Origin of the sequence: Blautia sp. HCN-20427 (assembly GCF_037890365.1) — a bacterium.
In the GTDB taxonomy this organism is placed as follows: Bacteria; Bacillota; Clostridia; order Lachnospirales; family Lachnospiraceae; genus Blautia.
In genome coordinates this window covers 1-13,558 of the sequence record NZ_JBBKBX010000041.1, presented here as the reverse complement: position 1 = coordinate 13,558, position 13,558 = coordinate 1, and the positions used below count along the sequence as shown (strand labels likewise).

General features: G+C 37.0%; 15 protein-coding genes and 1 pseudogene. 8 read left to right on the top strand and 8 right to left on the bottom strand.

Annotation, left to right across the window (positions count from 1 at the left end; all coding sequences use genetic code 11):
• Nucleotides 1-233: 233 nt before the first annotated feature.
• The 6 genes from WKT17_RS15780 to WKT17_RS15755 all read right to left on the bottom strand — a co-directional run bounded on the left by WKT17_RS15780 (nt 234) and on the right by WKT17_RS15755 (nt 4,027).
• Entirely contained in the window at nt 234-509 is a 276-nt protein-coding gene (locus WKT17_RS15780; protein WP_117468349.1) for a helix-turn-helix domain-containing protein, read from the bottom strand.
• 83 nt (nt 510-592) lie between these two features.
• A complete protein-coding gene (locus WKT17_RS15775) occupies nt 593-1,006 on the bottom strand; it encodes a dUTP diphosphatase (protein WP_072447148.1) in 414 nt (137 codons plus the stop codon).
• Complete coding sequence (locus WKT17_RS15770; RefSeq protein WP_117468348.1) at nt 996-1,775, bottom strand: FAD-dependent thymidylate synthase; 780 nt, start codon at nt 1,773-1,775, stop codon at nt 996-998. The genes WKT17_RS15775 and WKT17_RS15770 overlap by 11 nt, the downstream gene beginning before the upstream one ends.
• The gene (locus WKT17_RS15765; RefSeq protein WP_004606466.1) at nt 1,762-2,088 is read right to left on the bottom strand and encodes a hypothetical protein; all 327 of its coding nucleotides are present in this window, start codon (nt 2,086-2,088) and stop codon (nt 1,762-1,764) included. The genes WKT17_RS15770 and WKT17_RS15765 overlap by 14 nt, the downstream gene beginning before the upstream one ends.
• Nucleotides 2,089-2,115: 27 nt before the next feature.
• Nucleotides 2,116-3,663 carry a relaxase/mobilization nuclease domain-containing protein gene (locus tag WKT17_RS15760; protein WP_117468347.1) on the bottom strand — a complete coding sequence of 516 codons (1,548 nt, stop codon included), beginning with the start codon at nt 3,661-3,663 and terminating at the stop codon, nt 2,116-2,118.
• Nucleotides 3,641-4,027 (bottom strand): plasmid mobilization protein, encoded by a 387-nt coding sequence (locus tag WKT17_RS15755; protein WP_033143206.1) that lies wholly within the window; start codon nt 4,025-4,027, stop codon nt 3,641-3,643. Before WKT17_RS15755 ends, WKT17_RS15760 begins: the two co-directional genes overlap by 23 nt.
• Nucleotides 4,028-4,435: 408 nt before the next feature.
• On the opposite strand from WKT17_RS15755, the gene WKT17_RS15750 reads away from it, so the two are divergent.
• The 4 genes from WKT17_RS15750 (at nt 4,436) to WKT17_RS15735 (ending at nt 8,323) form a co-directional block, all read left to right on the top strand.
• Nucleotides 4,436-4,612, top strand: coding sequence for a helix-turn-helix domain-containing protein (locus tag WKT17_RS15750; protein WP_022151270.1), 177 nt, complete (start codon nt 4,436-4,438; stop codon nt 4,610-4,612).
• A 102-nt stretch (nt 4,613-4,714) separates the two neighbouring features.
• Nucleotides 4,715-5,680: a helix-turn-helix domain-containing protein gene (locus tag WKT17_RS15745; RefSeq protein ID WP_022151269.1), complete on the top strand. Its 966-nt coding sequence runs from the start codon at nt 4,715-4,717 to the stop codon at nt 5,678-5,680.
• Nucleotide 5,681: 1 nt separating this feature from the next.
• A complete protein-coding gene (locus WKT17_RS15740) occupies nt 5,682-7,073 on the top strand; it encodes a site-specific integrase (protein ID WP_022151268.1) in 1,392 nt (463 codons plus the stop codon).
• Complete coding sequence (locus WKT17_RS15735; RefSeq protein WP_022151267.1) at nt 7,073-8,323, top strand: Fic family protein; 1,251 nt, start codon at nt 7,073-7,075, stop codon at nt 8,321-8,323. Before WKT17_RS15740 ends, WKT17_RS15735 begins: the two co-directional genes overlap by 1 nt.
• A gap of 1,017 nt (nt 8,324-9,340) precedes the next feature.
• Here WKT17_RS15735 and WKT17_RS15730 read toward each other — a convergent pair.
• A pseudogene (locus WKT17_RS15730) lies at nt 9,341-9,713 on the bottom strand (hypothetical protein); the annotation flags it as partial.
• 154 nt (nt 9,714-9,867) lie between these two features.
• Nucleotides 9,868-10,215, bottom strand: a complete 348-nt coding sequence (locus tag WKT17_RS15725) for a hypothetical protein (RefSeq protein WP_340273592.1) — start codon at nt 10,213-10,215, stop codon at nt 9,868-9,870.
• 162 nt (nt 10,216-10,377) lie between these two features.
• On the opposite strand from WKT17_RS15725, the gene WKT17_RS15720 reads away from it, so the two are divergent.
• The 4 genes from WKT17_RS15720 to WKT17_RS15705 form a co-directional block, all read left to right on the top strand.
• The gene (locus WKT17_RS15720; protein ID WP_291683753.1) at nt 10,378-11,772 is read left to right on the top strand and encodes an AAA family ATPase; all 1,395 of its coding nucleotides are present in this window, start codon (nt 10,378-10,380) and stop codon (nt 11,770-11,772) included.
• Nucleotides 11,765-12,439 (top strand): hypothetical protein, encoded by a 675-nt coding sequence (locus WKT17_RS15715; RefSeq protein ID WP_330625160.1) that lies wholly within the window; start codon nt 11,765-11,767, stop codon nt 12,437-12,439. The genes WKT17_RS15720 and WKT17_RS15715 overlap by 8 nt, the downstream gene beginning before the upstream one ends.
• Before the next feature lie 314 nt (nt 12,440-12,753).
• Nucleotides 12,754-12,933 (top strand): hypothetical protein, encoded by a 180-nt coding sequence (locus WKT17_RS15710; RefSeq protein ID WP_291683755.1) that lies wholly within the window; start codon nt 12,754-12,756, stop codon nt 12,931-12,933.
• A gap of 521 nt (nt 12,934-13,454) precedes the next feature.
• Nucleotides 13,455-13,558, top strand: a 104-nt coding sequence (locus WKT17_RS15705) for a CpsB/CapC family capsule biosynthesis tyrosine phosphatase (protein WP_340273626.1), incomplete at its 3' end; no start/stop codon positions are given.

Sequence of the window (13,558 nt, the reverse complement as noted above, 5' to 3'; positions counted from 1 at the left end):
TATTCATATTAAACATTGGAAGTTTTAATGATTTTTTAAAATATAAAATGTATCTATAGAAGAACTCCTGTTTGTGTGTGATTGATAGTCTAACTACAAGAAAATCTTCATTTCTGGCTAAGTAGGAAATCTAAATGATATGCTCCCTTTATGAGAGACAGTAAAATAATAAACTGTCATCACGAAGAGAGCATATCTAAAGATTTCCTGCTTTTTTTATTTTATTAAAAAAATTATAATTCTGCAGAAAGTTCATGCATCCAGAAGGACGCAGCATCATATTCTCTTGGTTCAGATAATACTGGAACGGTGAGGACATCGATTGGTACGTAAAGTATTTTAGCCATTTTAGCAAGGATTTCATCACGAGGCTTTCTTGTATCTGCTTCATATTGTGCAATTCTGACATCAGCAGAATCTTCCGGAAAGCCAAGTGCAATACCTAGTTCTTTTTGTGTGAGATGATTTTTCTGTCTCAAATGTTTTAATTTTCTTCCAAACGTAATCATAATAGAAAATCCTTTCTGTAAGTTATTTTGATTGTGCGAGGTGTCAAATGATATATCATTCGGCACCTCTGGTTTTATGATCTTTATTCCCCGGTACTTCCGAAAGCACCAATATCTCTTGCTTCTCCGAGATCCAGAACAAAGTCGGCAATTAGAACGGGAGTGATAACCAGTTGCCCTACACGGGTATCTTTGCGGAGTATTTGGGATTCTGAACTAACATTGCTGATAATGGCATGAATTTCGCCACGATATCCGGAATCAATAGGCGGAAGTTCGCAGACCAATCCTTTTGCAGCCATGCTGCTTCTTGGAAAGACATAACCGGCATATCCATCCGGAATCATGAGCCCAAATCCTAAGGGAATTCTTGCAATCTCTCCTGGCTTTAATGTGCAGTCATAAGGCATATACACATCGGCGCCGGCATCGTTTTCATGAGGTCGGAAGGGATAATGATCTTTCTCTAACCCAAAGTCGATCAATTTAATCTTCATAAACAGCTTCCCTCCCTTCTACGAGCAGAGGATAATCTGCTCTCATTATTTCTAATGGAGACCAGTCTTTTGGGATGGGGATTCCACAGGACATAGCACCTTCTTCACAACATCCCCTTTGGCAGAAAGGACCGGTCAGCTTCGGTGAAAATAACACCGGATCGAATTCATATAGTTTCTGCCAGATGTCCAACATTACAATTCTTGTTTCGTCGGTATTTCTTCTGCAGATACGCTGACTGATCATATGTTTCCACTCATAAGGTGTAGCACAGATGATCAGAATATTTCTTAAAGCATGGGGGAGGGCATAGCCGGCAGAATCATGATGAAATCCCAAAGAACACAATTCCTGATAACATCTGAGATCCGATAAGCAGCTTTGCAGATAGAGATCAATGTATCTCTGTTCGGAAAAAAGGATTTCATATGGAATCGCAAATGCAGCTTTTTCTGAATAGTTGCTATATTGCAGAGATGCACTCATGAATTTCACTTCGTTTTGATGACGAGTGATCTGTGCAAGAAAACGTCTGCTTGCCCCTACAATCGCAACGGTGATCACCGTAAATTTTTGTACGGTTGGATGAGGTAGACTGGCAATCCGGTCTACGGTTTTATCCGTAAAAGATTTCTGATAAAGAGCCATAAGATCACCCATGTTTTGAATGCAATGCCCCTGTTGGGTAAGCCTTGCTGCGAATACCATGTTTTGAGCTGCTTTCTGAATGGTATAACTATTTAAAATCTTTGTCTCAATGTGATCCATAGGCTTGTTCCTCCTTTATCAATGCTTTCAGCAGAATGAGATAGTTGATGCAGTCTGTGATCTTCTCATCCCATTGTTCTAAGTCAAATTGGAGCAGAGAAGAGTAACACATATCATAGAGAGATACGACATGCTTCGACATCATTCCGGCCAGAGCAGCCTTAGGTGTGCATCCCTGTAATGAGGCAGCGATTTTAAACGCACTCAGGCGGTCAATGCGGTCTCCGGTGTATTCTTTCTTCTTGTGTGCCAGGACATCGGCACATTTTCGATATTGTTGTTCAAGGACAACATTAAATTCATTTTGTGTCATATTGTAATTCCTCCTTCGTAAAATGATTTATAATTCGGGTTCCTGTGTCTTTTGCTTTTTCGGAACCTGATTGTGGAGAATTGCTTCCACATTTTTGTCTACGGTTCTTAAATCTTGTGTCAGATCCTTTAGAGAACGAATGGATGATTTTTGCTGGTCGATCTGTTCCTGCAAGCTGGCTTTTTGTTCCTTCAATGTTTTGATAGGAAGCATCTTTCCATCGGGATAAAAAGATTTCAGCCAGTCACGGGCTTCTTCATATGCTTGAATTTCAGCGATGTGTTCCTTTCGGAATCTGCCTTTGTTTTTCGCTTTTAAAAATTCGGTATAGATTGCTTTCTGTGCAAAATATTGTCCGGTATAATGGATCTGACGGTTGATGTTTTTCAAATCTGCATTCATTTCCATAAGCTGATCTGTTGCCTGATCTAACTGTTTTTGAGATTCGGAAAAGGCATTTTTTAATTCGGTTTGGGTATTGTATCCATGTTCTTGCACATAGATAATGGTATTTGCCATTTCCTGAAGATTGGATATTTTTACCCGATGAGCATATCCGGGACTTTGCATTGCTTTCACATTTTTCTGAAGATCCACCACCAACCGTAAATGCGATCTGACATAAAGAATGGTTATCGGATCTTTTCGTAAGAAGAGCTGTTCTAAATGTTCTTTGCCGTATTGAGTTCCCAAAGCCTTCTCTGTAATCCGTTTGTCTCGATCAGGATGGAGATAACGATATCTTCCTCTTTCTTCAATGACGGAAATCTGATATTTTTCAAAAAGCAGAGATTGGAATTCCCGAAAGCTTTTAGAATGCGGGCTGCATTCTTTGATGGCATTCCTAAGTTCTTGCTTCTGTGTCTGAAATGTGGTGGCAGTTGGTTTCAATCCATCTGCAATGATTTTTTTGTTTGTCTCTTCTAATTTTTTCTGCCCGGATTTTTGGATCATATATTCTGCTTGTGTCACTTTAGTTTCAGCCGGAGAGAGAAGATTAATCTGATGAAGTCCCTCCTGGATGCACATATCCATAATTTCCTTTTTGAAATAATTCAGGAATTTATTTGTGGATCGGTGCTTATATCCGGCAATTTCTTCATGGGGCTTATCCATGTAACTCTGCCTTCTGACAGCTTCTTTACGGACGCTGTTGATCACAATGTGCGTATGGATATTGCCGGAACCATTGTGACCATCGGTATGTGTCACGATAAGAGCCTGATATCCGGGAAATATTTTTTGGGCAAGGTTTAAACATAATTCCTGCGCCTTTTCCCCGGTCAGTCCACATTCTGATTTGTCATCTGGATCAAAACTGATGATATAGTGATGACTTTTGATTTCAGATCTGCTTCGGTTCTTTTTAAAATGTTCATTACATTCATAGCATTCAACATCAAAAGTATCGGGATTACAGTTGAGACCATCCACATATAATTCATCTCTTCGCAGTGGCCGATTAAATTCATCGAGAATCATTTTTCCGGTTGATTCATCATGCTGGAAGATGAGATAATTCAGAGCATCTGAATAGTTTGCATTCCGACTTTTAATATGTTTCACTATTGCCACGATAATCACCTATCATTTTTAGCAGGTCCTTTTTTAACCTATAGAGGTCGTAAAGACATTGCTGGATTTCGTTTGTTACAGATTTAGAGTACGCTCCTCCTGTATTGAAATATTTTGCGATCTGATTAAGATTAGAGCCGATTTTTCCATACTCTGCTAAGAGCATTTTTATTGTTTGGCTATCAATGACAACTTCATAGTGTATAGCCATTTTGTGATCTAAAATCAGGTTTCTCAGATAATCAGAACGGGATAATTTCGCCTGAGAAGCGGCATGATTGACTAACTCTAATTCAATGTCACTTAATCTTAAACAAATGATATTAGAGTGTTTCATTTCATTTCTTTTTTTCTTTGGTGCCATGTTCCTCCTCCCTTAATTGAGTGCTTCCAACTTCAGGGCACTCCACTAGAAATATCAGCTGTCCCTTCTGATACTTCTGGTGTTGCGTACACATTTTATGTGGAAGCCAATCTGACATTTTGTGAATGTCAGTAACGAGGGTATGGGGAGCGTAATCCACATCAAGATAAAACTCAGAGTAATCGGAAAGCCAAAACGGCGATACCGTATTACTGGGTGGATCTTGCTCTTGAAAGATTAACCCTCTCATATAACGAAAGGCTCAGAGGGCAAAATACAGGGTGAGATAGAAAAAAAGTTAAAAAAATAAAAAAATGTTATGTTACCCTGTAAAAATCCGCTTTTTCCTTTCGTTATATAGAAGGATCTTTTTCCTTCGTATATTTAAAGAAGAAAGAGGGTTTTCATATGTCAGAAAAAAGATGTTATACCGTAAAGGAAGTACAGGAAATTTTAGATGTTAGTCGCCCGACGGTTTATGCATTATTAAAAAAGAAAGAATTTCGTTGGATCCAGTTGGATGGTGGAAAGTACAGAATTTCAAAAAAGAGTTTTGATGACTGGCTTGATAATCAGCCGGAGTAAAGGAAATCTGGGATGTTGGTTGGGAAGAAAAGTCACAATCGACATCCTAATTTTTTATTTGAAAATGATGTATGATGCAGAAAAGAAAGGAGAGTCGATCAGATGAATTACGATATCATAGAAGCAACTTCGTTTGAAGAAGTGCTTTCTGAAATAGAGGAGAACAGTAAATACAAGCGGCTTCCTCCAAAGGAAAAAAATTGGATGACAGTTCCGGAGATGGGAAATCTTTTGGGACTAAAGAAGACAGGTAGATACTGGCTGGTTCAGAAAAATTATTTTGAATGCAGAGAAATCGCAGGACAGATGCGAGTGAATATTGCGAGCTTTGAGAAATGGTATGCAAACCAGGTGAAGTATCATAAAGTGAACGGGGAAGAACCGGGGAAAAACCTAAAAAAATGGTCTTATTCCATATCAGAAGTTGCCAAGATGTTGGGGATTAGTGAAACTACGGTTTATGATCTGATTAGACGTGACGGTATAAAAACAGTTACTGTTGATTACTGGATCAGGATTCCGAAAAAATCTTTTCAGGAATGGTATGAGAAGCAATCGAAATATCGCACACAGAAAGACAGGGAAAAGGACAAGGAGCTGGAAGGAGCAACAATTACCATGCCGGAAATGGCAAGGCTTCTGGGAATTCCAAGACGTCAGGTATATGAGATTTTGAAGAATTCTAAATACAGCCATTTTTTTGAAACGATTGAAATTGCAGAGAAGAAAAGAATTACAAAAGAGAGCTTTCAGAAATTTTTAGATGGACAAGATCATTATAAATTGGATCCGGCCAACGATTATGAAGAGTTGTCAATGGAACAAAATTTTAGTCTGGCAAATTACAGACGAAAGAAATTAGCCAAAACCGGAGACCGTAGCAAAAATGGAAATCTTGGTTATCTAACATTTGACGAGGCAGCATTTCTTGCAAAGGTCAGTAGAGGAATGATTTACAAATGGATTGATGATGGGAAATTTTCGTCAGTAAAGATTGGATATATATCCAGAGTAAAAAGAGATGAATTTGAAGCATGGTTGAAAGAAAGAGAAAGGAAAGGGAATTAATATGGCATCGATCAGAGAACGAAAAGGAAAGTTTAATGTGATTTATAACTATAAGGATGATTCCGGCAAACGGAAACAGAAATGGGAAACATATGACACAAAAGCAGAGGCAAAGAAGAGGAAAAGAGAAATAGAATATAAACAGGAAATGGGATCGCTTGTTGTTAGAAAGTGCAATACATTGTCAGATCTGCTTACAGAGTACGTTTCCCTATATGGAAAAGAAAAATGGGCATTGTCCACTTATGAAGGGAATGTTAGTCTGATCAGAAATTATATTGAGCCTATGATTGGAACTGTAAAACTTTCGGAGATCAATACACGTTTTATGGAAAGATTCTATCAGGGATTGTTGCAGACAAAAGCAGTAGGAAATCCGGCAAAGGGAAATAAGAGAAATGAATATGTGTCAGCGAGTACTGTCAGAGATATTCACAAATTACTCCGCAATTGTTTCGAGCAGGCAATAAAATGGGAGATGTTAGAAAAAAATCCGTGTATCTATGCAACAGTGCCGAAACATAAATCACAGAAACGGGAAATCTGGACTGCAGAAACATTGATGTATGCAATGGGCGTTTGTGAAGATCAACGATTGAAGCTAGCAATCAATTTGTCATTTTCCTGTTCCATGCGGTTAGGCGAATTACTTGGTCTGACCTGGGATTGTGTAGATATTTCTCCGGAAGCAATCGAAGAAAATCGTGCATATGTTTATATCAATAAGGAAACACAACGGGTAAAAAAGGAATCGCTAAAAGATCTGGAGGGAAAAGATGTCTTACTGGTATTTCCTTCGCAGCACAAAACCAACACAACTGTTCAGATTTTGAAAACACCAAAAACAGAAAGCAGTATCCGTAAGGTGTTTCTTCCAAAGAGCGTTGCAAATATGTTGGTTGAATGGAAAGCAGAACAAGATGAAGTAAAAGAAGTGCTAGGCGAGGAATATATAGATTATAATCTGGTGATGGCAACGACATTTGGAAATCCGATTGGTACAGGGGCAATCCGAGGACAATTAAAAAAACTGATCGAAGAGCATAATCTTCCTCCGGTTGTCTTCCACAGTTTAAGACATAGCAGTGTAACCTATAAATTAAAACTGAATGGAGGAGACATCAAAGCGGTTCAAGGGGATTCCGGCCATTCACAGGTTGATATGGTGACAGATGTATATTCCCATATTATTGATGAGGATCGAAGACGAAATGCAGAATTATTCGAGGAAGCGTTCTATGAGAAGAAAAATCTGGATCCAAAGATGCGAGAGGAAACCACAACTCAGACAGTAGATGTGCCGGATGATGTGGATGCAGAGCTGCTTGCAAAAGTATTGGCAAATCCGGAAATGAAAGCACTATTGGCTTCGTTGGCAAAGGCGATGAAGTAATGAAAAATAGTGAAATTTTAGTGGAAAATTCGATGTGCAGAATTTTCAGCAAGTTAAAATATAAAACAGCAGTTTTTATCCAACTATTGAAAGTTTCATCCAAAATGGGGTATAATATGGACGAAAGAACAAATGAATGGATGATAAACTTAAGGAAGGTAGGTGTAGAGGTGAGAAAGTTTGATTATATGAAATTAGCGGATAGATTGTGGGATGGAGAAGTCGTGTCATATATTGCAAAAATTCATGAATGTAAAGGGCGTCAGGAATTATTTACAAGGCAGAAGCCGGTTGAACTGGAGCGTTTGATAGAAATTGCACGTGTACAGAGTACAGAGGCATCAAATAAAATAGAAGGTATTGTTACAACAAGTACACGTATTAAACAGCTTATGAATGAGAAAACAACACCTAAATCACGAGATGAAAGTGAAATTGTTGGATATCGTGATGTACTTAATACCATTCATGAGAGTCATGATTTCATACCAATTAGAACAGCATATATTTTACAATTACATCGTGATTTGTTAAAACATGCAGGTCTTTCCTATGGAGGTCAATTTAAGAATACACAGAATTATATCAATGAGACAAAGGCTGATGGAACAGTAGTAACAAGATTTATTCCGTTGTCACCGTATGAAACAGAACAGGCAATAGAGGCAATTTGTGAAAGTTATAGAAGAACATTGGCAATGGAAACGGTTGATCCGTTGATTTTAATTCCAACATTTATTTCTGACTTCCTTTGTATCCATCCATTCAATGATGGAAACGGAAGAATGAGCAGATTACTGACTTTATTGCTTCTGTATCAAAATGGATATGAAGTTGGAAAGTATATCAGTATAGAGAAGCAGATTGAAAAAACCAAAGATGCATATTACGATGTATTGGAACGAATTGATTATGGATGGCACGAGGAAGAGAATGATCCAACTCCTTTTATTAAGTATATGCTTCAGGTAATTCTCGCTTGTTACAAAGAATTTGAAGAGCGAGTTGGATTGATGTCAGAAAAAAATAGAAGTACGGTATATGATGTTGTTAAAAATTATGTAACTGAAAAAATAGGTAAATTTACTGGTGCGGAGGTTATCGCAGCATGCCCGATTGGTAGTCGATCAGCTGTTTTAAATGCATTGAATAAGCTTACAAAAGAAGAGATAATTGTAAAGTGCGGTTCAGGGAGGGGAACGTTCTATGTACGGAAAGATGCTATGGAAAATGAGAACCTTCCCCAATAGAGGTGATATTATTCATAATATGTTGGAATATGTTGATATTGCTGGAGAGTATGTTTAAATCAGGTAAATGCCCGAAAAGTCTTAATGAAAATCACAATATACGAAAAAAAGGAAGGGATTTTAATTCTAATGTATATTATACAAATCCGGATTACTTGCGATGTTCCTATTTAGAAGGAAAAATGTTGGAATAATAAATTTACATTATCAGTAGTCAAAACACCGTAGACAACCAGTCTAAAGTACGGTATTATATATGTAGAAATCAGTTCAATTTCATATTGTTTATCATTCTCGAATGCTTGAAGAATGGTAGCCATATTTTTCATAATGGTGGTGACACGAAGGTATTCCCCAAGTATTAGCTGATGCAAATATTCTGCTAATAAACAGGTCTTATCTAAGGCATATATGTGGGGTACAGAGATTGACTTGATTTGACTCGGAAGTAGAAAAAAGCCTTGACTTTAAAGGGCTTATAATGATAGTTCTTGTCTGGAATTGACACTACCTATTCGCTCTCCTAAGCACTAGTTGTGAGTTCGATTCTCGCAGGGAACGTTTTGATATACTAAAGTGGAATGGATAGCAATGAATGCTTATTCATCTCCACTTTTTTGTTTCTGGAAATTATAGAAGAGGGCTTTTGGTCTATGGAAGTGATAATCCGGATGCAAATGTTCATGCGCTGTAAAGTAATAAAATAATTTAAAGAACAGACGCCCAACTATTCCGAATATTGCATTCATTGAGTTATTGAAAAATTTGCAGCATGATATTGTCATGAAGGTGATAGATAGGTAGTTGCGAAACGAGTACGTAATCTTGATTCCAATAAGGCAAAAATCTGGCATAGCCTGTCTTTCAGGAGGTGTATGTAAAAAACAGAATTTCAGGACATGAAAACAAAACAGATAGGGCTATCTGCTGATAAATGAGTATGAATCGCAGGTATTTACGCAATCAAAGGCCTTAAGCTGCGGATATATTGATGCTTGTACAGTTTGTCAGCGACCATTACAGTAATGAGCTGGGTAATTCCGGCGAGAAGCAGGTCGGCATGAAGCGTTTTCTCATTCTGCGTTTTACGCCCGGTAACACAAAAACTGTTTTTGAAATGGTTAATCGATTTCTCAACATTTACTCTGACTTTATAGGTGGAATCCCATTTATCTGTACCGCGGACTGTACCAGGATAGGCACGAAGATTCTGTTCCGGATAAATGTAAATCATTCTTCCACAGGAAGAAGTGGTACATGGATGATCACAGTGGCATATGCGTTTCGATTTCTTTGTGGCGCTGTCCCATTTCCATTTCATTTTGGGGCATACTAATTTTATGGTCGGAAGGCCGCAGCGCAAATGGGATTTGCTTCCTTCACGCTTCAATAACTTCTCGGAATCTCAATGAATGAGATTCTAACTGGAAATTGACAACTAAATATCGTACAGGAAAAGAAATTTGAGAAAAATGGACATAAATATTGGACATAGTGGGAACTATGCCTTGAAAAATTTTATGGTGTCGTTTAAGATATCATTATTAGGCTGCGAATCCTAATAATGATTTTTGAAATGCCTCGACTGATGGCATTTCCCAGGCATCAAGATGTTGGAGCATCATGATGCCGTAGAGGCGGCAGTACCACATCTTCGTAGAGCGGTGCCTGCCGTCTTCTAATTTATAGTCCTCTTTCTCACGCTTGTTGGAGCGTTCCACGGAAGTCCTTCCGTCATATTCCCTTTTCCATGCTGTACTGTCTCTTGGAGCCAGACTACTTCCAAGGACAGTATAAAGAACGTTTGCAAGGATGATAAATGGATAAAGTATAAATAAAGCATAAGATAATTCCAGGCGGGGAGAAAGAGGGCGAAAACAAAATACAGACAATGAAATAATCTGCGGATTGTTCAGAAATAGAAAGAATAGAATTTAAAGAAACGCATAAAAAATACGGAAACAGAGAAAAATATTGAAGAAATCAATGCTTTGTGGTATCGTTATAGTCATAGCATATAGTGTGGAATGATGGTTGTAAGGAGAAGAATAAAGATGAGAAGACCGATTGTTCGTTTGTCATCATTACAATTGACAAGTATTAAAAATGTAAAAAAAGGCACTATATATATGCCGAATACTGTAAACAAAATTTTATCAGCGGATAAAGCAGAAATACTGGGAATTTACGGACAAAATGGTTCGGGAAAAACAGCGGTTGTTGATGCATTGTATTTTTTACAAAAAGTAATGATAGGAGCCGATCTTGATCAGTCATTAGAAGATTACATGGACATGGATTCCGATACTGCTGAAATTTTTGCAGATTTCAATATTTTTATGGATAGTATCGTGTTTGAAATAGGATACAGATTAAGTCTTAGCAGAAAAGAAAAAGAGGTCGTTATCAGTCGGGAAACATTGAGTGCTGCAAAGAATGAAAATGGAATCAGAACAAATAAGACTGTATTTATGGATTACCAAAGAGATCAAACGAATGTTATTTTTAAACCACAGAAAAGACTAGATGAAGTTCTGGAAGAAAATAAAGAAATAAAAACAGATTTAATTGTAGCGCGTAAGATGGCAGAGAAAAGTAACTGCTCTTATATTTTTGGTGAAAGCAGTCGGGAAATATTCTGCAGAGAATATGAAAATGGATTTCAACAATTTTCAGCTATTATTTCTTCTTTGTTTGAATTTGCTTTGAAAGATTTATTTGTGATTCGCAATACGCATTCAGGAGTGATTTCCGCTAATTTCGTCTTGCCGATGGCATTTCGGATTGAAAATGATAACATGGGAGCAAAAGGGGATTTTACAGTATCTTTGACAGAACCAATTTTAGTGGACGAGGAAAGAAAAAATCTGTTAGAGACAATTGTTGAACAGATTAATATTGTGTTATACACAATCATTCCAGGACTGCAGGTAACGATTAAAAATTATGGGAAACAATCGTTGAATGATGGTGAAGAAGGATGGAAGCTGGAATTAATGTCAAAGCGAGAGGGCATGAAAGAGATTCCAATCAGAATGGAATCAGAGGGAATTATTAAAATCATTTCCATTCTGAATGCACTCATACAGGCTTTTGGAAATCCTTCAATCTGTCTTGTGATTGACGAACTTGATTCCGGAATTTTTGAATATATGTTGGGAGAACTGCTGGACATTTTCAAAAAGAGTGCAAAAGGACAGCTGATTTTTACATCACACAATCTACGTGCACTTGAAATGATTGATAAGGAAAGTATTATGTTTTCCACTACGAATCCGAATAATCGCTATATTCATATGAAGAATGTAAGAGAAAGTAACAATCTTCGCAATATGTATATCAGAAGTATTACATTAGGTGGTCAATCCGAAGAAATTTATGAAGAAACCGATAGTTTGAAAATTGCCAGAGCATTTAGAAAAGCAGGGCGGGGTGTTCGCAGTGAATGAGAAAAAAGTAATTGCAGTCATTGTAGAAGGACCGAGTGATGAAGCTGCATTGGGTTCCATTTTAAAAGAATATTTTTCAAGTGCGGAAATTCAGTTTGTAGTAGTTCATGGAGATATCACGACAAAGGATTATACATCAACAGATAATATACTATCCAAGATTAACAATTTAATTGAATCAGTAAAACAAAAATACGGGTACAAGGTAGAGGACTTTTTAAAAATTATACACATTGTTGATATGGATGGAGCTTTTTGCAATGATGTAATCGTGGAAAAAGATGTTGAGGGAGTCCAGTATTATTTGGATCGCATAGAGACCAAATATCCGGATTATTTAATCCGAAAGCATACTCAAAAAGCAGAAATATTATCAAAATTATATTCTTCCGGGAAAATCAATGGTGTCAGCTATAGAATCTATTTTAATTCTTGTAATTTGGAGCATGTTCTTTTCAATGAATTGAAAGATTTCACAGATGATGAAAAGGCAGATATGGCGGATGATTTTGCAGAAAAGTTTGAAGGTAAGGTAGAGGATTTTATTGCATTTATTTCTCAAGAAGATTTAATTGCTCCGGGTACTTTTAAACAAACCTGGCGATTTATTGAAAAGGAAAAACATTCATTAGAAAGATTTACGAATATGCATTTGATTTTTAAGTGATCTAATGCTGCGAGTTTCTTACGAGTTTTTTGTGAGATAACTCGCAAGAAAACTCGTAAGAAAACTCGTAAGAAAGTAATACTACCTAGATTATTTGCGGTGTTCCTATTTAGAAGGGAGAATGCTGGCATGATTTATATGATATGAAAAAAAGATAAGTAAGTTAGACTTGAACCATGGGCATATAATCCAATACATTTTTCAAATGATAGTGTGGGGGATAGTCTTTCAGTTGCATTATCTTTTAGTGGAAAAGAAGATGAAAGAATAGAGGAAGCAGTAGAAGAACTAATAGAAAGGGAGTTAGAGAAATAATGGTTACAGGATTTGAAGACCAATATGTAATTATCGGAGGTACAGCATGTGACTTAATTATGGAAAATGAAGAACTTCCGTTTCGTGCCACAAAAGATATAGATATTGTTTTGATTGTTGAATCCATAACAGTGGAATTTAGAAAGCAGTTTTGGAAATCTTTTAAAGCAAAAGCATAACTGGATTTGAAAGAACGTAAATCAAAAGGACAACCTGTTGACAGTAAAATATTAAAAAACATAAACATGATGTGTTTTGACGGGCACAGTTGATTACTGCAGATACAAGGCAAATACTCAGTAAGGAAATTTTAAAATATATAAGGCGCTTCCTTTCACACATGGAAGAGGAAGAAAATCAGGAAGTCTTAAAAACAGATGCTGAAATAGTACTCATATTTAATAGGAAGAAACTCTACGCAACAAAATATGTAAAAAAGTGTTGTAAATTGTATTTTTCTGTTGTAGAAGCAGGAAGTTTATGGTATAGTATAAGCGCTAAAAGGCATTAATTCATAGGAAATTGCTTGAAAAATTGTAGACACTGTAATGATTGTAATTGTATGCCAACGCATGTATCGTCGGCATATTTTTATGTGAGGAAACAAATTGTGAAAAATGCCCTCCCTGGTATGTAAAATTTAGGTAAAATTTCCGGGGGGGGGGTATTTGTGTATACAAATAATTATAAAGGGGGAAAAATGAAGAAAATAGACATTCACAGTCACATACTTCCCGGTTTTGATGATGGTTCTTCCAGCGAAGCAGAAAGTCTTCAGATGCTGAAAATGGCGGCAAAGCAGGG